This window comes from Paenibacillus sp. FSL R5-0490 (assembly GCF_001956215.1).
Classification (GTDB): domain Bacteria; phylum Bacillota; class Bacilli; order Bacillales; family Cytobacillaceae; genus Cytobacillus.
Window position 1 is genome coordinate 1 of the sequence record NZ_MRTQ01000007.1, and the last position, 24,689, is coordinate 24,689.

Sequence of the window (24,689 nt, forward strand, 5' to 3'; positions counted from 1 at the left end):
CCCATCAGCTGATTGGCTTATGACCTCGAGCCCCTAGGAGCCGCAGCTAGATCGGGCAGTTTGACCCCCACTTATCCTCCTTTAATTCCTCTGAGTCTTGACCCACTTATCCTCCTTTAATTCCTCTGAGTCTTGAAGTGGGGGTCTTACTGCCCGTTAGACTACGATAAATAGAGGATGCACATTAAATGTACATCCCCTGAAATCCTTTTATTCTGCCGGCTGCTCTATAGGTATAAAAAGGTTCACGATGGTCCCTTTTCCCACTTCACTCTCAAATATGATCTCCGCCTTGTGATCATTCATAATCTGCTTGGTAACCATCAGTCCTAAACCGGTTCCATCCGGTTTCGTTGTATAAAATGGATCCGCGACCCGTTCCATATTTTCTGCATCTATCCCGCAGCCTTCATCTTTAATGCTGATCAAAACCTGGCCACCCCCTGCCAATTTGGCCGAAATCACGATTGTGCCGCCTTCTGTCATAGATTCCACCGCATTTTTGATCAGATTAATAAAAGCCTGCTTCAGCATATGCTCGTCACATTGAACTTTTGGAAGAGATTTCAGATTCTCTGTTTCAAAATGAATATTCTGATTGGCTGCCTGTTCTTTAATGATTGAGAGGACGTAGTGAATCACTGCATTCAGTTCAACCCTTTTAAACATAGGCAGCCTTGGTTTGCTCAGGATCATAAGGTCATCAGCAATCAGATTAATGCGGTCGATTTCCTCAATCATCATTTTATATCGATCCCTATCTTCAGGGTGCTTTTCCATCTGCAGCTGAGTAAACCCTCTTAAGGCTGCTAAAGGATTTCTCACTTCATGGCCCACTGCTGAAGCAATCTGTCCAACAGCAGCCAGCTTTTCCGTCTGGCGGAGTTCCTGGAAAACATGTGTCAGCGAGTGAATATATGAATAGAAGCGGTTCAGCAGAACATATGAAACACTTGAAAAAATGACCATAAGCACGATTGGCACCATTACCTTCTGGCTGCTCAACAGTAAACCAGCCAAAAGATACTTCCCAATCATGCCGCCGGATACGATCCAAAAATAACGCTTATTTACAAAAATAGGTGCAAATAAAATAAATAATAGTTCTATTGCGCTTCCGCTCTGAAATTCCTTCGACTCACCAAGATAGATCAGCATGCTGTTACTAAAATCTATCAGAAAAAAACCTGCAAAAAATAAGTATTTCACCTGAAAAGGCCGTCCCATCCTGATTAAATACAGCGCAAACGGCAAGAGTCCGATATTCGCGAGATAAAACCCCCAGCCAAGTCCGCCTTTTGGGAGCCCGGGATTTCCACCTGTATTGAGAGGAAGCAGATAATAATAAAATAAATCATAAAGTGCTAAAATAATATAAAACAGCCAGATAAAAAGGGTGACTGCTTTTGTTTCTTCTTTTATCAAAGTATCTTGATTAAAGCCTTTCATTTACATGCTCCTTGGTTAACTCTATTAATAATATGCCTTTAGCACTATTATATACGTTTGTGTCGAAACATGTAATATTATGTTTTATTCTTAAACTTCAAAAAACCGGCCCTGGTATATTCAGGCCGGTTTTTGTATAACAGCTAGGGTTTTAAAATGACTTTAATGCAGTCATCTTCATGGTCATTAAAAATCTTATAGGCACGATCTGCTTCTTGGAGTGGAATCTGATGAGTAATGATCGACTTTGGATCAAATTCCTTGTTCGTGATTTTTTCGAACAGCTCAGGCATGTAGTGCACAACAGGGGCTTGTCCCATTTTAATGGTAACATTTCTCGAGAAAAATTCCTCCAGCGGGAACATATTATAAGTCAGCCCGTACACACCTGTCAGCTGGACGGTCCCAAATTTCCGGACGGCTTTTGTCGCAATTTGAATCGGGCCAAGCGTTCCTCCCTGCAGCTTCAGCTTCTGTTCTATTTTTTCAACTGCGGATTTCTTTCCGTCCATGCCCACACAATCGATGACCACATCAGCTCCACCCTGGGTGATTTCTTTCAGATAAGCTCCCATGTCATCATATTTCGTGAAATCATAGACCTCCACATCATTGGTGAGCTTGGCGTGGTTCAGACGGTAATCAAGATGATCGACCGCTATTACCCGCTTAGCACCTTTCATCCAGGCAAATTTCTGGGTCATTAACCCGATGGGGCCGCAGCCGAGAACGACGACTGTATCTCCCGCTTTTACACCTGAATGCTCCACACTCCAATAAGCTGTCGGCAGCACATCTGATAAAAAGAGCAGGGACTCATCCTCCAGCTCGCATGATTCCGGTATGACAAAGGGCATGAAATTGCCAAAGGGCACCTTCAAAAACTCTGCCTGGCCGCCCGGATGATTTCCATATTTCTCTGTATAGCCAAAATAGCCGCCTGAATCATTATGCGGGTTCGAGTTATCACATTGGCTTTCCATATCATGCTGGCAGTAGAAGCAATGCCCGCACGACACATTAAATGGGATGACCACCCTGTCGCCTTTTTTCACCCGCGTCACATCAGGGCCTGTCTCCTCAACGATTCCCATTGGTTCATGCCCGATAATATACCCGGGCCGCAATGGCATGTTTCCCTGATATAAATGAAGGTCCGATCCGCAAATGGCTGTTGACGTAATCCGGACAATCACATCATCCCGTTTTTCAATTCTGGGATCCTCCACATTTTTCACTTGAATATCTTTTGCTCCCTGGTAAGTTACAGCTCTCATGCTTCACACTCCTTAAATGACTTAGTAGGCTATACCCTCCAAGAGGTTTTATTAACACCATTTATATCCATTCTATCGAACAGAAAATTTTTCCTGAAAATCCAAATCTCTAATAATTTCAAAGAAATAGTACGAAAGGCCGGTTTAATTATTCTGAATTTTGTAAATATAATAGAGTCACAGCTTTTCCGGCTGTGCCCATACATATTTTGAGAGGAGATTTTGAATGAAGAAAAAAAGAGTAATTGGATCTGCAGTATTAAGTGTCGCAATGGGGCTTTCTGTATTTGCATCTGGGGCATTTGGCCAGCAGGTTGAGAGCAATGAAACCTACCGGGTCGTTATTCAGGGACCAAGTGCGGAAAAGGCAAAGGCAAAATCGAACTACGGAGTACGGTGGGATTTTGGACAGAATGGTTTTACTACAACGGTCAATGCTAAACAGTATCAGGCACTTTTAAAAAATAAAAACTTAAAGATTGATAGAGTTGACGAAGTTAAGAATGCACCTGTGACCGCTGCAAAACCCGGATCAGGGGCAGCATCTGCTCCAACTGACGGTACACCCTGGGGAATTGAAGCCATTTATAATGACAGCTCCATCCAAAGCACATCAGGCGGAAATGAAGTAAAAGTGGCAGTGCTGGACACAGGGGTAAATACAGCACATGCAGACCTTGCCGGACAAGCCGAGCAGTGTAAAGACTTCACACAAAGAACATCGCCTTTAATTGACGGAAGCTGCGCAGACAAAAACGGGCACGGCACACATGTTGCTGGTACTGTACTGGCTACTGGCGGCGCTAACGGACAAGGTGTTTATGGCGTAGCTCCAGACGCAGATCTCTGGGCATATAAGGTGTTAAATGACAGAGGATCAGGTTATTCTGATGACATCGCAGGAGCCATTCAGCATGCGGCCGATGAAGCAGCCCGCACAGGATCTAAAGTGGTTATTTCCATGTCATTAGGTTCCAGTTCCAAAAACTCATTGATTACAGATGCAGTTGATTACGCCTACAGCAAAGGTGTGCTGGTAGTTGCCGCAGCCGGAAATGATGGTCCCGGGGACAACACGATCGGCTATCCCGGTGCATTAGTGAATGCTGTTGCAGTGGCTGCACTTGAAAATGTTCAGCAAAATGGTTCCTACCGTGTTGCAGATTTCTCATCACGGGGCAATCCTGCAACTGATGGCGACTTCGTGATTCAGGAGCGTGATGTCGAAGTATCTGCACCAGGCAGAGCGATTGAATCCACATGGTATGATGGCAGCTACAGCACCATCAGCGGCACATCCATGGCTACTCCTCATGTATCCGGATTGGCTGCTAAGATCTGGGCCCAGAATCCATCCATGACCCATGCCCAGCTTCGCGCCGAGCTTCAGAACCGCGCTAAGCAAAATGATATTCTTGGAGGAACAGGAGCTGCCGCTGGCGACGATTATGCGTCAGGCTTTGGCTTCCCTCGTGTAAAGTAAGAGAATAATAGAAAGGCTTGGACATTTGATGTCCAAGCTTTTTTGTTTCTGATTTAATTATAATTACTGCAAAACAGCCTGCTTTTTCTGCTTTCTGTTATATATAATTTTGGATAGGCTCACACTCGCCTCGTACAGCAGCAGGAGAGGCAATGTGACCAATATATCTGAAATAAAATCAGGCGGTGTGACTAAGATCGCAACCACAATCAGCACGAAGTAGGCATACTTCCTTATCTTCTGCAGCGAATAAGGATTAAGAATGCCAAGGCTGGTCAGGAACATAATCACAACCGGAAGCTCAAACAGGAAGCCGAATGGCAGTGTTAAATGCAGCACGAATCGAAAGTATTTTTCCGTTGTAAAGAAAGCTGTGAACATATCTCCTGATAAGGTCATTAAAAAATTCAGAACCAGCGGCAAAAGGATGAAATATCCGAATGCTATACCGGTAATGAACAGAAAAAATAACGCGGGAATATAGGATAAGGCCACCTTTTTCTCAATTCCGGTAAGCGCCGGGCTGACGAACTGCCAGATTTGATGGGCAGCTACCGGGATGGCGGCTGCAATAGCGACAACAGACGCAAGCATAAAATAGACCCATAGAATCTCAGAAGGACCAAGAACAGCCAATTTAAAGTCCAGATCCCTAACCAGCCACTGGTAAATGTCGCTGACAAAAATAAAGGATAGTGCCAAGAATGCTATAAAGACAGCAGCTATAATCATCAGCCTCTTCCGGAGCTCTTCAAAATGCTGGAGAACATTTACTGCCTCATTGTTCATATTAATCACCTCATAAGAAAAGCGCAAGCGCCTTGCCCACCCCCGACAAGCACAAGACGAGCCACCCGGAAAGGCGTTCTTTGCCTTCTTGGGAGGATTGCCAGAAATGTGGAGGCGACTGCCCAGGGACGACAGGCATAAGACGAGCCCTGCAAGAAGGTGTTCTTTCCTCCTGGGAGGGATTGGCTTATGTCTCGAGTCCCTAGGAGCCGCAACAAGCCAAGCTTGTGACCTCGAGGGGGTAGGCTGCTTGCGCTAGACAGTTATCGACGTTCAAAAATTATATACTTTCTTATCTTTATATAAAAGGAAGGAAGATATCCCTCCCTTCCCTATTCATTCTTATAGCAATTCTTTTTTCTTTTCTTCCGGCTGTTCGTCTGAAACAAGTTCGCGTGTGGACTTCTTGAATTCTTTCAAAGTTGTGCCGAATGCCCTGCCTATTTCAGGAAGCTTGGATGGGCCGAAAATGATCAGCGCCAGCACTAGTACAATAATCAATCCTGGTATCCCGATATTTGATAGCATAGTAACCTCCTAGTATTTAAAGCCTGTAATCGCCACAACTCCCGGACGCGGCATGGTGTCTCCCTTGCGGTGCGGCCATTTGCTTGTCAAATTGTTCAGATTTTCCGTCTCTTCTCCCGGGTGCTGAATGGACAGGAACAGGGTTGTCTCGTTTGGTGTAAAAGATGGTCCAGTCAGTTCTGCTTCAACGGGAGCTGAAGCAAACTGAAAAGCTTCACCTGTATTTTTTCCGATCGTTGGGATGACAAACATGCCATTGTTGGCGAAATGTGTGTAGATTCCTGTATTCAGCTTGCTTGATGACATATCTGTTACAGTCCAGAGATTGCCAAGGCTATCGAAAGTCAGATTATCAGGTGCACTGAAGCCGCTCTGTTTTCCGCCGGCTGCAAAGATTTCAAAATCAAAAGTCAGTGCCCCCAGGTCATCTCCATCTTCGATAAATCTGGTAATATGGCCATGGAAGTTGCCATGTTTATCATTGTTGGTGTGGGCAATGAATACCGTTTTATCGAACGGGCTGATCTCCACATCTTCCGGACGGTCAGTAGGCGTTCCGCCAACAAGCAGAGCTGCTTCATGGCAGTGAACAGCCACATCGGCCTGTGTCTGGAATTTCTTTAAAAGATCTGCATTCCCCTTGACGGCTTTCTGCACATTTTCAATCGTTAATGGCACCCATTTTCCGCTGCCCATATTAGCCGCATAAAGTGTCCCTTCTTCCAGAAGGTCAGAGTTTGCTTTCCCGCGGGACTTTACATATTTATTTTTGCTGATGAACTTATACACGCATGCATCTTTCTTATCATCGCCCATATAAACCACAACCCGATTGTCATTGGTCAGGCCGACTGCTGCATTTTCATGGTTGAAGCGACCAAGAGCAGTGTGCTTGCGCGGCTTAAAATTTGGATCAAACGGATCGATTTCCACAATCCAGCCATAATGTGTATCATTTAATCCTGCATCCTTTGAGGTAGATTCGAAATTTTCCTCAGCTGATAAAACCGTGCCCCACAATGTCTTGCCGCCGGAACAATTGGCAAAAGTCCCCTGTACATTCGTTGCACCGCCCACTGCTTTTGAACCTTTGGCAGGACCTGTCAGCTGAAACGGAGTCAAGCCTGTAATACGGCGCGCAAATTTAGAATCTGTGTCCAATTTCCAGGTGCCCTCTTTATCACGGTATACTTCGATAATCGATCCGCCCTGGCTGTAAAGCATTTTTTGAATTTGGGCTGCGGAATACTTGCCATTTGCCGGCCTTGCACCATGAACAAATAGATCGCTTGAATATTCATGATTCACCCATAAAAGACCGCGCTTGTCCCCATCTATTGGAAAATATAAGGTAAAGTCATTGTTAAAGCCGAATGTATCGCCTTTTTTATTTATGACATCTCCATAGGCTGCCACAACATCGTATTTGTAACCACGAGGCAAAACAAGGTCATCTTTATCTGTCGGGTCAATCGGCTTAAAATTCAAGCCAGAGACTTTCTTCTGGAATCCGAATAAATGGGAGGCTGCCTCAACACCCCTAGCTTCCGCTTTTGGAACCATTGCCCCCAAACCTGTCGAAGCTACAGTCAATGCTCCCACACCTGTACCTACATACGTTAAAAACTTGCGGCGATTCAATTCTGACATTCTTAGCACCTCTTCATATTATTTGATAATGTTTTCATCGTATTTATGTACCAAACCCAAGTACAATACTAAAAGATGAATATTAAGAGAATGCTAAGAAATAACCTGAATATTGTAAAAGTAGTTTAAAGATTGTAAAAAAAATGCCCGGCATCAGCCGGACATTTCTAATCTTTCTATTAAGATACTTTTTCTTTCTGAACTTTGTAGCCTTCTTCCCAATATTCGGCGTTTTTGATGCCCAATTTAGTAGAGTTAAATACTGGATCAAGTCCCTGCTTCTTCTGTGCTTCATAGTCTTTAAGCGCAAGCAGTGCAGGTTTCGCAAGTATAAGAATGGCAATAAGATTCAGCCATACCATTAAACCAAGACCTGCATCTCCGAGTGCCCAAGCAAGACCCGCTGTTTTGACTGCTCCATAGAAAGTTGATGCCAGCAAAACAACCTTCAATATATGAGTAGCAAGTTTGAGGTTTTTCCCTTTTATTAAATAAGTAACATTCGTTTCTGCCATATAGTAATAAGCCATAATCGTTGTAAAAGCGAAGAAGAACAGAGATACAGCAACAAATCCTGCACCGAATCCCGGCAATACGGATTCAACAGCAGCCTGTGTATATCCTGGGCCCGCTTCTACTCCAGGCAGATTTTCAAAAAGGAATGTCTTTCCATCTGTGCCAACAGTATTGAACATACCAGTGAACAAGATCATGAAAGCTGTTGCAGAACACACGAATAGCGTGTCAATGTAAACTGAGAAAGCCTGAACCAGTCCCTGCTTGACCGGATGGGAAACCTCAGCAGCTGCAGCAGCATGTGCTCCAGTACCCTGACCAGCTTCATTAGAATAAATTCCACGCTTTACTCCCCATGCAATTGCACTTCCGACAAGCCCCCCAAACATGGAGTCTGCAGCAAAAGCACTTCGGAAAATCAATGAGAATACGGCAGGCAGTTCACCAATATTCATCCCGATAATAACTAATGATACTAGAATATAACCAATTGCCATAAAAGGAACAACGTATTGGGCTACTGTAGCAATACGCTTAACACCGCCAAAAATAATTAAAGCTAAAAGTGCGATAATAATTGCGCCTGTAACGCTTTTATTGATTCCAAATGCGTTTTCCATTCCCAAAGCAATAGAGTTGGACTGAATGCCAGGCATTAATATTGCCATTGCAAGCAAAGCAGAAATGGCAAAAAGAACGGCAAACCATTTAATCCCTATACCTTTTTCAATATAAAATGCCGGTCCCCCGCGATACAGTCCGTCTTTCTTTTCTTTGTAAATCTGGGCAAGCGTTGACTCTATAAAAGCCGTAGCCGCTCCGATAAAGGCCATAGCCCACATCCAGAATACAGCACCCGGTCCACCCATTGCGATGGCAGTGGCAGTACCTGCGATGTTACCAGTTCCTACACGGCCGGAAAGAGCAATAGATAAGGCCTGGAATGAAGAAACGCCCGATTCGGAACTTTTACCCTGGAACATTAGCATAACCATGTCTTTAATATGTCTGACCTGCAGGAACCGCGTCAGGATTGTAAATAGCAACCCTATTGCAAGACAGATGTAGATAACAGGTGTACTCCATAAAATACCGTTTAGCTGATTAACAAAAGCTTCCAAACAACTTCCCCCTTTTTAATATATATTCTGAATCTTTTTCCTATTAGGAATTATAGAATAAATACTGTTATAAGACAATGTTTTTTTAACGGACTGTGGGAATAATGTCATAGAAGTTTCTGGATTCCCTGAATAAAGCGGTTTTCTTCTTAGTTGAGAGGTTATATAAAAATTAGAGTGATAGCATAACCCTTCCTATTTTTTGTAATTTTCGTTATTATATATTTAGGGAAACGAAATGTTGACCGGAAAGAAGTGTTTCAAATATGGTAAAACAGACGAAAAGAAATTTAATGATTATGTGGTTTGCTAATTTCTTTGTAGCAGGCAGCATGACAATGGTGCTTCCCTTTATTTCGTTATATATAGAAAGCTTTGGCGACCATTCTCCAGCCTATGTGCAGCATTGGTCAGGGTGGACGTTTGCCATTACATTTGTAACCGCATTTCTTTTTTCTCCTGTCTGGGGAAGAATAGGGGACCTTTTTGGGCGCCGGAAAATATTGATTCTGTCAGGAATCGGAATGGGGATATCCATCTTCCTGATGGGATATGTGACAAACGTCTGGCAGCTGTTTTTTCTCAGGCTGTTTACGGGAATTTTTACTGGCTTCATCGGTATGTCCCAGGCGTTCATTTCTACGCAGACTCCGAAGGAAATTGCCGGCAGGGTGATGGGGACACTGCAGACCGGAAGCATCACAGGTTCATTGATGGGCCCTCTTCTTGGCGGAGTCCTTGCAGATTTATTCGGATTTTCAGATACCTTCAAATGGACCTCCATCGCCATCTTTGTTTCCGCGTTTCTTGTTTTTTTCACAAAAGAACACAAAATTCAAACTCAAAAGGGCGAGAAAACGCGGTATTCAAGCAAGGCGGTCATTCAGCATATTATCAGTAATCCCATCCTGCTGACAGTTATGCTGATATCAACGCTTGTTCAGATCGCACACTTCAGCATCCAGCCTATCCTATCCCTATATGTCAGCGAATTGCACGGACCGGAAAATCTGGCGTTTTTTGCGGGGATTGCCTTTTCAGCTGCAGGGCTTGGCAACTTGCTGATGGCCAGGCAATGGGGGAAAATTGGGGATCAGTACGGCTATATTAAAACATTGGTTGTTCTCCTCTTCCTTGCAGGCGTGTTTTATCTGCCGGGCGGATTTGTCTCAAACATGTGGCAGCTTGTTCTTGTCCGCTTTGCACTTGGTGTCACCATCGGAGGCATCATTCCTGTCCGGATCGCCTATATCCGCCAGGAAGCACCCGTTGCTATGCAAGGTGAAGTGCTTGGGTACAACACAAGTCTTCGCTTTTTCGGGAATATAATAGGTCCCGTTATCGGCGGTATGATATCAGGCTATCTTGGCTTTTCGGCCGTATTTGTCGTCACAAGTTTCCTCCTCATCTTAAGCGGACTGATTCTGCTCGGTGCGATGAACCGCCATCCAAAGCTTGCGAAGGATTCTTATTAAATAAAAATGAAGCCGGCAGAAATGCCGGCTTCATTTTTATTTCGCTGCATTGCTTGCAATATGGACAGCATCCCAAACACCCGCAAACGGCGGGGCATAACAAAGATCCACCATGCCAAGCTCTTCTGCTGCCATATTGTTGTGGATGGCAACGGCAAATACATCAATTCGAAGGACCACTCCTTTATTTCCGATGGCGTGGGCTCCGAGAATTCGGTTTGTTCCTTTCTCACATATCAGCTTGATCCAGATAGGAGTCTGATTCGGGTAGTAGTCTGGATGATCGGCCGCTTTTACAAATTCAGTTGTGTAGCCAATATCAAGCTTTTTGGCATCCTCCTCGGAAAGCCCCGTTCTCCCAAGCTCCATATCAAAAATTTTAATCGCAGCACTTCCCAAAGTTCCCACATATTTTTCATGACTGCCGGCTATATTGCCACCAGCCAGGCGGCCGCATTTATTCGCATTTGTTCCCAGCGGAATATAATCGTTTTCTTCAAGCACCTTGTGATAAACCTGAGCGCAGTCCCCCGCAGCATAAACACTTTCAATATTTGTCCGCATTTCACGGTCGATGATAATGGCACCATTTTCCGCCATCTCTATTCCCGACCCTTCCAGAAACTTCGTAGCAGGCTTTACACCAACAGCAACAAGCACTAAGTCTGCTTTATAAATGCCTTTATCCGTTTTTACACTCTCCACTTTCCCATTGCCGCTAAAGCTCTCTACCTTTTCACCCAGATTCAGTTCTACGCCGTTATCACGGATTTCTTTTTCAGCTATATCGGTTATTTCCTTGTCAAAAGGAGCCAGGATTCTCTCCCCCATTTCAATAACACGGACATTTTTACCGAGGGTTTTCATCGCTTCAACCACTTCAATACCTATATAGCCACCGCCGACGATAACAACATCTTGCACTTCAGGTTTGTGGGAAATTTCTTTTAATACCATTCCATCTTCGAGTGTCTTCAGCACATAAATGTTCTCGAGATCGGCTCCCGGGAATGGGGGCATGATCGGAAACGTGCCTGTCCCTATCATCAGCTTGTCGTATGTATCCGTAAAGGTTTTGCCTGATGCAAGGTCTTTAACCGTTACTTCCTTTTTGTTTGTATCCACTTTTAAAACTTCATGCTGCAGATGTGTATTAATGTTCCTCTCAGAAAATTGCTCCTGTGTTCTAGCGATCATTTTCCGGTAATCGTCATTTTCACCGGAAATATAGTAAGGAAGACCGCAGGCACCGTAGGATAAAAACTTGCCTTTTTCATACACGGTAATCTCCGCTTTTTCGTCCATTCTCCTTAATTTCGATGCGGCTGACATACTTGCAGCCACCCCGCCAATGACTAGCAGTTTCATTCGGAATCTCTCCTCACGTTCAATAAGGTATTCAAGATAGGTTTCGTTAAAAGGTTGAAATTATACAGAATTCCTATACCCTTATAGCTATCCCTTTTTGGCTATTTTAAAACGTTTTTCAGGACTTCTTCCGTTACTCTCCGAACAATATTGTCGATCATTTCTTCTGGCAGGCCGGGAGCTGTCCGGATTTCCTTATCACTTTTCGGAACCGGTATTCCGCCTGTTTTAATGCCCATTTTCTCCCGGATTGAGATCAGCTCTGCAATTTGTCCAGTGCTCAGTTCGTTTGACTTTTGAATGATTTGTTCGGAATACATCAGCATAAGTGCATAGTGTTCCAGTGACTCCATCCGGAAATAGGCCTCTGTTATGTCCCTGCCCCAGGTTAGTGCGCCATGATTCGCTAAAAGTACAGCATTGTAATCCCTGCAGTATGGAGCAATAGAATCCGGCACTTCCTGTGTCCCGGGGGTGGCATAAGGGGCTACGGGCACTTTGCCAAGCAAAACTACCGCCTCCGGAGAAACGGGCTTTTCAAGACTGATTCCGGCTATGGCAAATGATGTGGCCACAGGCGGATGGGCATGGACAACAGCCTTTGCTTCAGGGTTTTCCTGATATACTCTGAGGTGCATCTTTACTTCTGAAGATGGGTTCAGCTTCCCTTCCAGAATATTGCCTGAAAGGTCCATCTTAACCATCATATCCGGTGTCATAAACCCTTTGCTCACTCCGGTTGGTGTTGTCCAGAGTTCACGTTCATTCACTTTAATGGAAATGTTTCCGTCGTTTGCAGCCACGAAGTTTTTATTGTATATTCTTCTGCCGATTTCGCAGATGAGTTCCTTTGCTTCCTGGTCATTAAGATATGTGTTACGAACAGCCACGGCTGTCAGCTCCCTTCCTATTCACATCCACTCCCTATTGTATAATCAAAATTAATTTGTTTCAGCCTTTTCTATTAGTTTCATGGTTCGTCAAAATTAGATCATTTCCGCGGAAATATTATTAAAAACCGCCTGATCCGAGATCAGACGGTTTTCGGGGGTATGATTCTGTCCGTTTATTTTACGCGCGGGTATCCGAAGCCTGACGCATAGTCGTCACCAGCTGCTGCTCCATATCCGCCTTTAATGTCATATTGCTTGGCACGGTTTTGAAGCTCTGTGCGAAGCTGAGTATGGCTCATGGATGGGCTGGAAGACCAAATTTTTGCTGCAAGGCCTGCTACGTGAGGTGTTGCCATGGATGTTCCGCTGATCGTATTGTAGCCTCCGTTATACCACGTAGATTCGATGCTTGCACCAGGAGCAGACACTTCCACGTCTTTTTCCTGAATGACATAGTCGCCGTCCGTGTTAGGGTTGCCACGGGATGAGAAGTTGGCTACACGGTATGTACCGTTTTGCTGAACGTTTTCAAGAGCTGCAACCGCGATCGCATTCTTCAGAGCTCCAGGATAGCCGATTGTATTAGCGCTGTAGCCTGAGTTTCCTGCTGCGGCAACAACAAGGACACCTTTGCTGTATGCGTAATCAACCGCACTGCTGATGAGAGAATCCTTGCCGCTTGAACCAAGGGACATATTAATGACCACTTTAGAGCCAGTACGGGATGCTTCGTCAGCTACGTGGCGGATTGCTCCTGCAATATCATCTGAATATCCCGAACCATTATCTCCAAGGACTTTATATGCCCATAACTTCGCCTGTGGAGCCACTCCATAGATTCCCTGACCATCATATCCTCCATGTGCTAAAACCGTCCCGGCTACATGTGTGCCATGGCCCTGGCGATCGGTACAAGAACCATTGACAAGCGGAGTGGATTGAGTAAAGTCCTTACATTGCTCTGCAGAGCCTTCCAGGTCAATGTGGCTTGTATAAACGCCAGTATCAAGAACAGCTACCTTAATGCCGCTTCCGCCTGACGTACTCGTAATGCTGCTGTTATTATAGATCGAAGCAATTCCCCATGGTGTTTGATCACTAGGATATCCTGCTGCCTGAATAGAAACTGAATCTTTCTTGGACGCCTCTGTTCTGGCAGTATCAAGAGTAACTTCGCTTACTTTTTCAATCTTTAAGTTCTTATTTTTCAGGAGTGCCTGGTATTGCTTAGCATTAACCTCTGCAGTCATGCCATCGCTCCCAAAATCCCAGCGCTTGTCCACCTGTGAATTCACACTGGCTTTAGCATTTGCCGGACCCTGGATCAATACCCGGTAGGTTTCATTTTGGGTCTCCGGTTCTTTTGCGAATGCCCCCGCTGTGAAAACCGATAAACCCATGGTCATACTTAGAAGTGCTGCTCCTAATGCCCTTTTTTTCTTCATCCTTTTTCTCCTCTCAAGTCTATATTTTTCTGTCGATTCCTGTTGTATTTAAAGTATATTTAAAATATTCAGACTCTAACAATATGCTAAAATGTTTAATTCTCAGACTTTAGAATCAGGCATTGAAACATAGCTTCTAAAAAAGTAACAGGCATTTTGACTGATTTACAAATTTTTTCTACTTTCTACATGTTGTTTAATTCATAATTTTTCCAGAAATAAATAAATTACCTCAAAAAAATTAGTTCCTTTGATAGATACAAAGAGTGAAATTACACTTCGTTTTTATGGATGTCAGGGATATTTTCCTAGTTAAACGCTTTAAAGATATGAAGAATAAAAAACCTCCTAACCGCTTGGTCAGGAGGCTATTTCTTCTTATTTGAACATCTTTGGAAGGCTTTCTGTGTAAGGTGCATACGCGATGCCATTTTCCGTGATAATGCCTGTGATCAGTTCATTATCTGTTACATCGAATGCGGGATTATAGGTTTTTACACCATCTGGCGCCATCGGCTTTTCGTACCATTTAGAAGTAATCTCTTCTGAATCTCTTAATTCAATATGGATATCGTCCCCTGTTTTGCATGCGAGATCGACTGTTGACAGCGGAGCACAAACATAGAAAGGTATATTATAATGTTTTGCGAGAATTGCGACGCCGGATGTGCCAATCTTATTGGCTGCATCCCCATTGGCTGCAACACGGTCACAGCCGACAAGAACCGCTTGAATCTTGCCTTCTTTCATGACGATGCTGGCCATGTTATCGCAGATCAGTGTAACATCGACACCTGCTTCTTCGAGCTCCCATGCAGTCAGGCGTGCCCCCTGCAGAAGCGGGCGGGTTTCATCGGCGTATACTTTAAAATCATATCCCTTTTCCTGTCCTAAATAAATCGGAGCAAGGGCTGTCCCATATTTAGCAGTAGCAATTGTTCCGGCATTACAGTGTGTCAGAATGCCCCATCCAGGCTCAAGTATAGAAAGCGCGTGCTGTCCGATCGACTCGCAAACTTTTTCATCCTCAGCACGAATTTTTTCTGCTTCCTCTTTCAGGGCCTGCTTTATTTCCGCAGCAGCTTTGCCTTCTTCCTTCTGGAAACGGGCTTCCATGCGATCGAGTGCCCAAAACAGATTGACAGCAGTTGGCCGTGATGACGCAAGGTATTCCTTCGCTTTCTTAAAGTCCAGATAAAGTTCTTCATAGCTTTCTGCTGCTGATTGCTTTGTGCCCAAATAAACACCATAAGCCGCGGCTATGCCAATGGCAGGTGCACCTCGTACCTTTAAATGATAGATTGCACCCCAAATATCCTTTAATTCTTTTAAATGCAAAAAGTTCTTTTCATTCGGCAGAACTGTTTGATCTAATAGAATGAGTGTATTGTTTTCATCGTCCAATCTCACAGACTGGATCACATCCACTGGTTTCCCCATCATGCTGCCTCCTCTAGAATCTTTTTTCACAGTCTTTTAAAGTACGCACAAAATCCGCTCCTGTTTTAAAAGATTCCCTATCCATAATAAACATTTTTCCGGCTGCCAGACAAATCATTTCTGCTGCAGCTCTGCTGGTGTAATCTTTAATGGATGTGACATCCTTTACGGATGCCAGCCCGATAATTCTCCTGCACAATTCAAGTCCTGTGACGGCTGCTGTGTCACGCAGGATTGTATCAAGATAGTATTCCTTAAAGCCTTCATAGCTGGCTGTTTGTTCAGTTGCCTTCTCATCCCAGGCCTGCAGGAATTTCGTTTGGAATAAGTCGATAATATCTTCTATTGTGTTTTCAAGATAACCAAGCTGATCGGTTCTTGCTCCATCTTCAGTGATGGTATATTTCGCGTTTACATAGGCGAAAATCAGGTTGGCAATCACGTTGCCGACATCGTATCCGGCAGGGCCGTAAAAGGCGAACTCAGGATCAATGATCTTGGTGGAATTTTCTTTCACAAAAATTGAGCCTGTGTGCAGATCCCCATGCAGGAGGGACTGGGCATTTGTCATAAACTCAAATTTAAGCTTAGCCGTTTCAAGCTGAAGCTTAGGATCCTCCCAAATTTCCTTTTTGGCAAATTCCCTGGTGCCTTCAAACACTTCATTTCTCACACAATCGTAAAACGGTTCTGTGAAGACGAGATCCTCTGAAATTTCGCATAGTTCCGGGTTGATAAACTTTTTGACAAGCTCTTTCTTTTCCTTATGCCCCATTACGACATCTGAAGTAAGCAATAAGGTATTTACCAGGAAGCTTGAGATATGGTCAGCAAACAGCGGGAATTTCTCATGCTGCATTAAGGCTGTTCTCATTATAGTGTAATCTGACAGATCCTCCATTGCTGTACAATTCATTACGGGATCGTAGTTAAACACTTGTGGCACGAAGCCTGGAGCTAGCTTGTTTTGCAGATCAAGAATTTCGTATTCAATGCGGTTGCGGTCAGGAGACAGCTTAAATTCATCAGATATTCTGGCAACCGGTCCGGCCTGCTTGATAATCAGCGACTTCTTGTGTTTATAGTCAGTCAGCCTGAATACATAGTTCAAATTGCCATCGCCAATTTCCCTGCAGTCCAATTCAGCATCTGGAGAAAAATAACTCAGCCTTGTTTTGGCATATTCAATGGCTTCCTGTTCAGTCATTGTAAAATAAGCGGATGTAAAAACAGTCATGCAAAAAGCCTCCCATACGAATCTTTATAATTGTATCTATAATTTGTTAATTTAATATATTTGAAAATATCTAAATACTATCATGTGACTTGGTGTTCGACAATATTTTTTTATATAAAAAGAAGCCGCTTTATGAGCAGCTTCAATCATTTCATTTAATTAATACTTCTAATCGCCTGCAGGACGTTTGAATAGACTTCAAGGGATGATAAATCAATGCCAAGGGTAACGGCTTTCTTTGCCAAATCGGGTCTGACTCCTGTGGCAATGGTGTTGACACCGATCAGAAGGAGGATATTCCGGATATCAAAAATATGCTTGGCAATTTCGACATCTATATTCACCGTGCTGGAAAAATCGATAATTAAGGTTTCGATCCCCAGCTGGCTGACCCGCGGGACTGTCTTCTCAATGATGATTTGCGCCCTGTCATAGTCTATACTGCCGATTAATGGCAGGATTGCAATGCTGTCCTGTATCGGTACAATGGTTGCAGACAGCTCATTTACCTGGGATTGGGTCTCTTTTAATTGTTCTTCGGAGTGGCGCTCAAAAGCGAATACGGTCTCATTAACGCTAATGTCCAGCATAAAGTTCACTTTTTTAATAATAGAAATAATCTCATCAGCCGTTACTTCAAAATTTTTGCCAATTTTGTTTAATCTATCAGTAAAAACAAGGCGGGTGTCCGGATACCGGATGACGATATCAGAAATTTTTCCTCCCTTCGAGGCAGCCCGTTCGCCATTTCCTTTGCTCCATTCAACCAGTCCTTCAGGAATCATATTATCGCTGCTTGCAATCATGTTTCCCAGGAACTTCATAAACTCCACATACATCGAAACGGCAGCCTCGAATTCCAGTTTGGGAATTTCAAAGCCAAATCGCTTTACGATCTCTGTAACTATCTCTTCAGATAATACCTCCGCATTTTGAGTAAGATACGCTGAAACTTTATGAATAGGCTCCATCTGTGTATATATCTCCCCTCTTATGTCTTGCTTCGATTATATCCTACTATATCTTCAAAAGGACAGAATGGAAAATAAATAGGAGAATTTCCTTAAGAGAAAGAGTCATTAAAGCCACTCTTCATAATCTTCTTCCCTTATTTCGCTGATCAGTAGAGCTTCAAATCTTCTGTAAAGCTCCTGGATCCCGGGGTCACTGTTAATCAGCGGCAGCTTGATTTGATAGTCATCTTCCGACTTAAAAAAACTGATTTCAGTCCACTTTGTCTCATCTATCCTACTTTTTAATATTTTGGTCTGAATATCGATGTAATTCTGGTAGATTTGACCGACTTTCCGTTGTATCAGCATCAGTTCATGTTCATTTTCAGGGCTGATATGATATTGATAGATTTTTATGTACATGGCAGCTCCTTTGGTTATTCAGTTATGGGTAATCTGGGGATTTATGATCGATTTTTTGGTATTCATGGCCAAATTACACCTTTTGAGCGAATCCAGCTTCTGAGTAACATTCAGATAAAAGGGAAATTCAACCGGCAACAGTTATTCAATCTCCCAGCTTTTTATAGAAGCCCAATGCCTCTATTAAAAACTCCCAATCATACCCTGTCTTTTCATGAATCCGGGCCGCCCATTCTTCAATAGATTCTGCAGGAGCATCATGGTAAAGGCCTTCTGTTGTACTGAGGAAGCTTTTCCAGTTGTAAAATTCCCAGTGTGCGGTTTCGTTTTTATAGGGAATCCGCTGCTCTAGCAAAACTTTTGGATAAATAGAGTTTTGCGATCGTTCAGCTGCTTCCAGAAAAATTTTCATGTCTGCCGGGTCCGTATCATAACTCTGCCCCGAAATTTTTCCGTTTGGGCGGTGATAGGCAATTTCCAGCTGTCCGCGTTCAGATGAAACCTGGACATCTGCTGCAGGGAAAAATCCGCTTATTTTATCGGGAGTAAAATCCCGGGCCTTTGAATCAATTAATATAGGCTGCAGCCATTGGTCGCCCAGATCACATAGAAAGCGGCGGCCTTCTTCATCCACCGCCACCACTGCTGCATGGGCTGAAGAAGTTTCCAAATCATGGCCTACCGGATAGGCCTGAATTCCAGCCTCCTTAAATTCGTAAAGTAGCCAAATCGCAAGGTCAAAACAGTTTCCGGCAATGCCATATTGAGCACGGTGCTCCTTCATTAAAGAAACATCCCTCTGCTTTTTCGTTCCTGCTTTATTATAAAACCATGCTTTTGTCAGAGTTTCCATCGGAAAACGATCAAATTTTCTCCAGACTGCCAATATCGAATGGGGAGCGTACAACCTCATCATCCTCTCAAATATTTACCTTTTACTATTCTTTTTCCATTGTAAAATTCCTCTTCCTTTTGTTTAGAAGGCAAATTATGATAGAGTATTTTCAGATGAATACATATAGAGGAGGCTTCATATGGCCAAGTACAGAGGATACATAGGCACATACACAAAGGGTGAAAGTGAAGGGATTTATTCATTTATTCTGGATACAGAAGCAGGCAAAATTTCCGATGTCAGGACTGCAGCGCAATTGGATAATCCCACCTATCTAACAATCAGCCGGGATAATCAATTTTTATTCTCGGTAGCCAAGGAAGGCGAATCCGGCGGAGTGGCTGCATATCGCCTTGACAGCAGCAGCGGTTTACTTGAGAAAATCAACAGCCAGGTTTCTGCCGGCTCCCCTCCATGCCACGTCAGTGTGGACTCTTCCGTGAGCAATGTTTTCAGTGCAAACTACCATAAAGGGACAGTCGAGTCTTACTTAACAAATGAGGACGGCTCTTTAAATCCTGCTGTTTCGGTTATGGAGCATAGCGGATCAGGACCTGACAGCAGGCAGGAAAAACCGCATACTCACTATGCCGGGCTGACTCCGGATGAAAAATACTTAGCTGCAGTTGACCTGGGAACAGACCAGGTGATTACGTATGAAGTAAATGAAGGCATTCTAAAGGAAAATAGCACCCTGTCCGTTAAGCCTGGAAGCGGACCCAGACACCTTGTGTTCCATCCAAATGGCAAGTATGCCTATGTGATGACCGAGTTTAGCTCTGAAGTTCTTTTGCTTCAGTATCATGAAGATGGAAGCTTCGTTCAAAAGCAGGCTATAACCACACTTCCCGAAGGTTTTAAGGAAAATAACCAGGGAAGCGCCATTCATATCTCTTCCGACGGCCGCTTCGTTTATGCCGGCAACCGCGGGCATGACAGCATTGCTGTTTTCTCCGTCAATCAGGATAATGGAGAGCTTGCATTTGTGGAGCATACCTCTACCGAAGGAAACTGGCCGCGTGATTTTGTGCTCGACCCATCTGAAAAATTTATAATTGGCTCAAACCAGAATTCCAGCAATATTGTTTTGTTTTCGAGAGATGAACATACAGGGAGGCTTACATTGCTTCAATCTGATGTGAAAGTGCCGGATCCGGTTTGTGTGAAGTTTTTACATGTATAAGATATTGAAAAGAAAGAGCCAGCAAAGGCTCTTTCTTTATATTTTAAACTTCATAGCCTTTTCATGAAGCTCCTGTGCCATGTCTGCAAGGACACCTGTTGCGGATGAAACCTCCTGAATGGCTGCGCTCTGCTCTTCTGTTGCACCCGCGACCTCCTGAGTGTGCAGCGCAGCCTGAATGGCATATTCATCAACCGTATTAAACGAATCTGACAGCTGGCTCGTGCTAAGCTGTATCTTTTTCATTTTTCCGGACACAAGCTCCATTTGTGCATACGTTTCTTTCACAGCAGCTGATATCTCATCGAAGGAATTCCATGCTTCACCAAAAAGTGTGATTCCCTCTTTTACTGTTCCTTCCCCTTTTGAAATGGATTCGACCGCAATTTTGGTTCGATCCTGTATGTCGAGAATAAGTGAAGAAATTTGTTTTGCAGAAACACTTGATTGCTCAGCCAGTTTTCGGACTTCATCTGCAACAACAGCAAACCCTTTCCCGTGCTCTCCAGCTCTGGCAGCCTCGATTGCAGCATTCAATGCAAGCAAATTGGTCTGGTCAGCAATCTGACTGATAATCGATAGAATCTTCTCGATCTCTGCCGACTTTTCATCCAGCTTATGAATAATTCTGCCCGTCTCATCCGTGTTTTGGCTGATGATTTCCATCTGCTTAATTGCACGATTAACAATCAGCATACCATCTTCTGATCTGGCAGCTGTATATTCAGAAGACTGAGCGACTTTTCCTGACATAGAAGAAATCTCCCGGATATCTTCTGTAATTCGATTCAAATGTTCGCGGGACTCGGCAACCTTTCCAGCTTGGCCTTCAGTCCCTTCAGATACTTCCTGAATGGACCCGGCAATTTGGTCAGTTGCCTTCGCAACTTCGTCCGCATTTGCGTTCAGTTGTTCTGCAGAGGCCGCCACCTGCTGTGAGGTATCTATCACATTGGTTATCAGCTCTTTTAATTGATCCATCATTTCGTTATAGCTTGATACTAGCCTGCCGAGTTCGTCCTGCTGGGCTGAGTACAGTTTATCGACTGAAAGATCACCTTTTGCCAGTCTATACATGCCTGACTGAAGTGCTCCAAGCCGTTTTATGAAATTTTTCATAAAGATATAAACAATCAGCAGTCCGGCCAGCACAGATAATCCGGCAATGATTAAGGACTTATTCAGAATATCTCCTCTTATTAGCAGAGCAAGCTTATGCATATCGAAATCAAGCCCTGCCACTCCCTCAATATTTCCATTTTCATTTTTAAACGCTTTCGCTAATGTAATAGTAGATTTCCCTGTGCCTGTGTCAATATAAGGATCAGTCCAGATTGCCTTTCCATCTGCCTCCTTCGCACTTAAATACCAGTCACGCTGCCTGGGATCAAAATCCCTCAGGTCTACTTCTGCCGGCGGGATATTTGAAAGATAAAACTCTCCCTTACCCTCTGTTGCAAAATATAGATTTAAGGTATTTCCATAATCCCCTGCTTTACTGCTCAGGTAGGTTTCATAGAATTGTGTTTTCAATGGATCATTGGCTGCCGGCATATTTGTGATCTCTTTCGCCATTTTATCCGGAAATGAGTATGTATTGGACTTCATTTCTTCCGATTCAGTTAATTCTGTTAAGAAATGTTCATACTCTGCAAAAATTTCCTTGAAATCCGGATTGATTTCCTCCAATGAACTCTTGGGAATGATGGCATATTCAAGCACTTTAGTCTGCTGATACGATAAAAACCCGATGAGCATTAATGGAACAAGTAAAAGAAGGATCATAATCAGGCTCATCTTAAACCTCAAAGATTGATAGAATTTCATAATAGCCTCCAAAGTCGAAACATGTAGAATTTAAGGCTATTCTACCACTACTAAAGATTCACAACAACAAATTTTTCGAATGTTCTTAAAACTATTTTCCTATAATAAAAAACACCTCTGTTCCGAGGTGTTTAGGTTTTATCTGATTGTAAAGGCAATTTTGCCCCATTGCTCTGCGTTTTCAATTCGATCAAAAGCCTGCTTATATTGTTCAAGGTGAAATGCCTGATCCACTACCGGCCTGATTTGATGCTCTTCTATAAAATGGAGCATTTCATGGTATTCCTCTGCACTTCCCATTGTTGAACCAAGCAGGTTTTGCTGTGCGTAAAAGAGACTGCGGAGATTAAGGTCCAGCACATCGCCTGTAGATGAGCCAAATGTTACAATGGTACCGCCGTTGCGAAGGATTTCCAGAGATTTATTAAATGTAGCCGGGCCAACAGATTCAATAACAAGATCCACCTTTTCACCGTCAAGTGCCTTCGTCCAATCTTCACTGCTGTTCAAGGCTTTATCAGCACCAAGGTCAAGAGCTCTCCGGCATTTCTCCTCTGAACGGGAAGCCACATACACAGTTGCCCCTGCCGCTTTTGCGAATTGCATTAGGAAGGTGGCCACTCCCCCTCCAATTCCGGGGATGAACACCTTCATGCCTGCCTGAAGCTTTCCTCTTGTGAATAATGCCCTGTAGGCAGTTAGTGCTGCCAGGGAAAGGACGCCTGCTTCCTCCCAGGTTAAATATCCTGGCTTGGGTGCTGCGTTTTCAGCCGGAATAATGATGTATTCCGCGAATGTGCCATGAAACGGCAAGCCGACAATTTCAAAGCCGGCCGGCGGTGCCCCGCTTTTTTCCTTCCAGCCAAGTCCGGGATTGATGATGACTTCATCGCCTGGCTTCACGTCTCTAACGCCATCTCCGACTGCGTCGATGATTCCCGCTCCGTCTGAACCGATGACCAGCGCAGGGTCTTCCGGCTTGTGGCGGTTCAGGACAAATAAATCACGATGGTTCAGTCCTGCCGTTTTTAATTTCACCCTGACTTCGCCGGCACCCGGCTCAGGCATTTCAATTTCACCAGAAGATAACCCGGCGAGACCGGCTTTTCCTTCATGAATGATTGCTTTCATTTCTTCCACCCGCTTTTCTTTAAAAATTTCGTCTATTCTATCATAGCTTGAAAAGGATTGGGGAAAGAAGCGATTTGCCTAGTTCAGCCTCAGTTTCACAAACTTTCTTTTTCCTGCCTGAAGAACTAATCCGTCTGTAATTTTCACGAGCAGCTTTACATCGCTGACTTTTTCACCGTTTAAGCGGATTCCGCCTCCTGCAATCATTTTTCTTGCTTCCGTTTTGGAGGAAAGCAGGCCAAGGCTGACAATCAGGTCCGTAATGAGCATTTCATCATCGCCCTTCCATTCGGTTTCCGGAATCTCATTTGGCATGGCTCCTTTTTGGAAAATGGTTTTGAAATGCTGTTCGGCTTTATCGGCTGCACCTGCACCATGGTACATGCGGACGATTGTTCGGCCTAAAAGCATCTTGGCATCACGCGGATGAAGAGTTCCGTCTTCCAGCCCTTCTGCGATTTGCTGTTTTTCGGTCACCGGCAAATCTGTTGCGAGATTGAAGTATTTTGCGATCAGCTCATCCGGTATGGACATGGTTTTGCCGTACATATTATTAGGATCCTCATCCACACCGATGTAATTGTTTTTCGATTTGGACATTTTCTCTTTGCCATCCAGGCCCTCAAGGAGCGGCATCAGGATGACGACCTGCTTTTCCTTTTGAAAATGCTCCTGCAGATGGCGGCCCATTAAAACATTGAAGTGCTGGTCATTGCCGCCAAGCTCGATATCGCTTTCAAGAGCAACCGAGTCGTAGCCCTGCATCAGCGGGTAGAAAAACTCATGAAGCGAGATCGGCTTACCTGTGGCCAGCCGTTCTGAAAAGTCATTGCGTTCCAGCAGGCGTGCAACCGTTATGCTTGCAGACAGGCGGATAACGTCTTCAAGCTGGAGGTCAGAGAGCCATGCTGAATTGTAATGAAGATCAACTTTGTCCATGTCCAGCACTTTGCTGAACTGCTCGAAGTATGTTTTGGCATTATGCTTCACCTCTTCATCTGTGAGTTGATTTCGGGCTGCCGATTTCCCTGTCGGGTCGCCAATTTTCCCTGTAAAATCGCCAATGATCAGCTGAATGACGTGGCCGTTGTCCTGGAACTGCTTTAATTTATTCAGCACGACCGTATGGCCGATATGGACATCCGGAGCAGAGGGATCAAGACCCAGCTTAATTTTTAAAGGCTGATTTTGAAAAATGGATTTGGCTATTTTATTCTTCAATTCGGCTTTTGGCAGAATCTCCTGGACACCATTGCAGTAAATCTCAAGCTGCCTCTCTGTTTCAAGCTTTTGTTGGGCAGTTAATTTTTCGAAAAAATTGTCCATGATTTCCATCCTTTCTATTTTTGGAATACAAAAATCCACGTCCCTAAAGAAAGGGACGTGGTTAACGCGGTACCACCCTTATTGAAGATTGCTCTTCCACTCAGCGGATTAACGGTCCGAGCCGGTCCCTGCTACTTCTGTTCACAGAGAAAGTTCAAGAAGGTAATTCACTGTTATCTATGTGCTGATTTTCACCGGGCATCAGCTCTCTAAAACAGGGAGAAAACAGCTACTGATTTCTGTCATTACTTTAAAATTTGAAATTTTTATTATTCTAGCT

The 24,689-nt window shown here is 44.0% G+C and carries 20 protein-coding genes and 1 other annotated feature; of the genes, 3 read left to right on the forward strand and 17 right to left on the reverse strand.

Annotated elements, in window-relative coordinates:
• Window positions 1-210 precede the first annotated feature (210 nt).
• Both BK139_RS06935 and BK139_RS06940 read right to left on the reverse strand, forming a co-directional pair.
• On the reverse strand, window positions 211-1,449 hold the full coding sequence (locus tag BK139_RS06935; protein ID WP_076257630.1) for an ATP-binding protein: 1,239 nt from the start codon (window positions 1,447-1,449) through the stop codon (window positions 211-213).
• Window positions 1,450-1,592: 143 nt separating this feature from the next.
• Window positions 1,593-2,726 (reverse strand): zinc-dependent alcohol dehydrogenase, encoded by a 1,134-nt coding sequence (locus BK139_RS06940; protein ID WP_076257631.1) that lies wholly within the window; start codon window positions 2,724-2,726, stop codon window positions 1,593-1,595.
• Window positions 2,727-2,952: 226 nt separating this feature from the next.
• Here BK139_RS06940 and BK139_RS06945 point away from each other — a divergent pair, with 226 nt between their 5' ends.
• Complete coding sequence (locus BK139_RS06945) at window positions 2,953-4,209, forward strand: S8 family peptidase (protein WP_076257632.1); 1,257 nt, start codon at window positions 2,953-2,955, stop codon at window positions 4,207-4,209.
• Between the two features lie 63 nt (window positions 4,210-4,272).
• Here BK139_RS06945 and tatC read toward each other — a convergent pair whose 3' ends face one another.
• The 4 genes from tatC to BK139_RS06965 form a co-directional block, all read right to left on the reverse strand.
• Entirely contained in the window at window positions 4,273-4,998 is a 726-nt protein-coding gene (gene tatC, locus BK139_RS06950) for a twin-arginine translocase subunit TatC (RefSeq protein WP_076257802.1), read from the reverse strand.
• A gap of 342 nt (window positions 4,999-5,340) precedes the next feature.
• Complete coding sequence (locus BK139_RS06955; RefSeq protein WP_009335004.1) at window positions 5,341-5,526, reverse strand: twin-arginine translocase TatA/TatE family subunit; 186 nt, start codon at window positions 5,524-5,526, stop codon at window positions 5,341-5,343.
• A gap of 9 nt (window positions 5,527-5,535) precedes the next feature.
• Window positions 5,536-7,176: a PhoX family protein gene (locus BK139_RS06960; protein ID WP_076257633.1), complete on the reverse strand. Its 1,641-nt coding sequence runs from the start codon at window positions 7,174-7,176 to the stop codon at window positions 5,536-5,538.
• 179 nt (window positions 7,177-7,355) lie between these two features.
• Entirely contained in the window at window positions 7,356-8,813 is a 1,458-nt protein-coding gene (locus BK139_RS06965; protein WP_076257634.1) for an alanine/glycine:cation symporter family protein, read from the reverse strand.
• 266 nt (window positions 8,814-9,079) lie between these two features.
• Here BK139_RS06965 and BK139_RS06970 point away from each other — a divergent pair, with 266 nt between their 5' ends.
• A complete protein-coding gene (locus tag BK139_RS06970; protein WP_076257635.1) occupies window positions 9,080-10,288 on the forward strand; it encodes an MFS transporter in 1,209 nt (402 codons plus the stop codon).
• Window positions 10,289-10,324: 36 nt separating this feature from the next.
• On the opposite strand, the gene BK139_RS06975 is transcribed toward BK139_RS06970, so the two are convergent.
• From BK139_RS06975 to BK139_RS07010, 8 genes are all read right to left on the reverse strand, one after another.
• Entirely contained in the window at window positions 10,325-11,656 is a 1,332-nt protein-coding gene (locus BK139_RS06975) for a CoA-disulfide reductase (protein WP_076257636.1), read from the reverse strand.
• Between the two features lie 101 nt (window positions 11,657-11,757).
• Entirely contained in the window at window positions 11,758-12,546 is a 789-nt protein-coding gene (locus tag BK139_RS06980) for a class II aldolase/adducin family protein (RefSeq protein ID WP_076257637.1), read from the reverse strand.
• A gap of 176 nt (window positions 12,547-12,722) precedes the next feature.
• Entirely contained in the window at window positions 12,723-13,994 is a 1,272-nt protein-coding gene (locus BK139_RS06985; RefSeq protein WP_076257638.1) for a S8 family peptidase, read from the reverse strand.
• A 378-nt stretch (window positions 13,995-14,372) separates the two neighbouring features.
• Entirely contained in the window at window positions 14,373-15,434 is a 1,062-nt protein-coding gene (gene mtnA / locus BK139_RS06990) for an S-methyl-5-thioribose-1-phosphate isomerase (protein WP_076257639.1), read from the reverse strand.
• Between the two features lie 13 nt (window positions 15,435-15,447).
• The gene (gene mtnK / locus BK139_RS06995; RefSeq protein WP_076257640.1) at window positions 15,448-16,671 is read right to left on the reverse strand and encodes an S-methyl-5-thioribose kinase; all 1,224 of its coding nucleotides are present in this window, start codon (window positions 16,669-16,671) and stop codon (window positions 15,448-15,450) included.
• Window positions 16,672-16,826: 155 nt separating this feature from the next.
• Window positions 16,827-17,642 carry an STAS domain-containing protein gene (locus BK139_RS07000; protein ID WP_076257641.1) on the reverse strand — a complete coding sequence of 272 codons (816 nt, stop codon included), beginning with the start codon at window positions 17,640-17,642 and terminating at the stop codon, window positions 16,827-16,829.
• A 108-nt stretch (window positions 17,643-17,750) separates the two neighbouring features.
• Window positions 17,751-18,047, reverse strand: a complete 297-nt coding sequence (locus tag BK139_RS07005; protein WP_076257642.1) for a hypothetical protein — start codon at window positions 18,045-18,047, stop codon at window positions 17,751-17,753.
• 145 nt (window positions 18,048-18,192) lie between these two features.
• Window positions 18,193-18,963, reverse strand: a complete 771-nt coding sequence (locus BK139_RS07010) for a hypothetical protein (protein WP_286148156.1) — start codon at window positions 18,961-18,963, stop codon at window positions 18,193-18,195.
• Between the two features lie 118 nt (window positions 18,964-19,081).
• Here BK139_RS07010 and BK139_RS07015 point away from each other — a divergent pair, with 118 nt between their 5' ends.
• Complete coding sequence (locus BK139_RS07015; protein WP_076257644.1) at window positions 19,082-20,125, forward strand: lactonase family protein; 1,044 nt, start codon at window positions 19,082-19,084, stop codon at window positions 20,123-20,125.
• 36 nt (window positions 20,126-20,161) lie between these two features.
• On the opposite strand, the gene BK139_RS07020 is transcribed toward BK139_RS07015, so the two are convergent.
• The 3 genes from BK139_RS07020 to tyrS form a co-directional block, all read right to left on the reverse strand.
• Window positions 20,162-21,952, reverse strand: a complete 1,791-nt coding sequence (locus tag BK139_RS07020) for a methyl-accepting chemotaxis protein (RefSeq protein ID WP_076257645.1) — start codon at window positions 21,950-21,952, stop codon at window positions 20,162-20,164.
• 138 nt (window positions 21,953-22,090) lie between these two features.
• Window positions 22,091-23,083 (reverse strand): zinc-binding dehydrogenase, encoded by a 993-nt coding sequence (locus tag BK139_RS07025; protein ID WP_076257646.1) that lies wholly within the window; start codon window positions 23,081-23,083, stop codon window positions 22,091-22,093.
• A 78-nt stretch (window positions 23,084-23,161) separates the two neighbouring features.
• The gene (gene tyrS, locus BK139_RS07030; protein ID WP_076257647.1) at window positions 23,162-24,409 is read right to left on the reverse strand and encodes a tyrosine--tRNA ligase; all 1,248 of its coding nucleotides are present in this window, start codon (window positions 24,407-24,409) and stop codon (window positions 23,162-23,164) included.
• A gap of 48 nt (window positions 24,410-24,457) precedes the next feature.
• Window positions 24,458-24,664 (reverse strand) — a binding site (T-box leader).
• Between the last annotated feature and the right edge of the window lie 25 nt (window positions 24,665-24,689).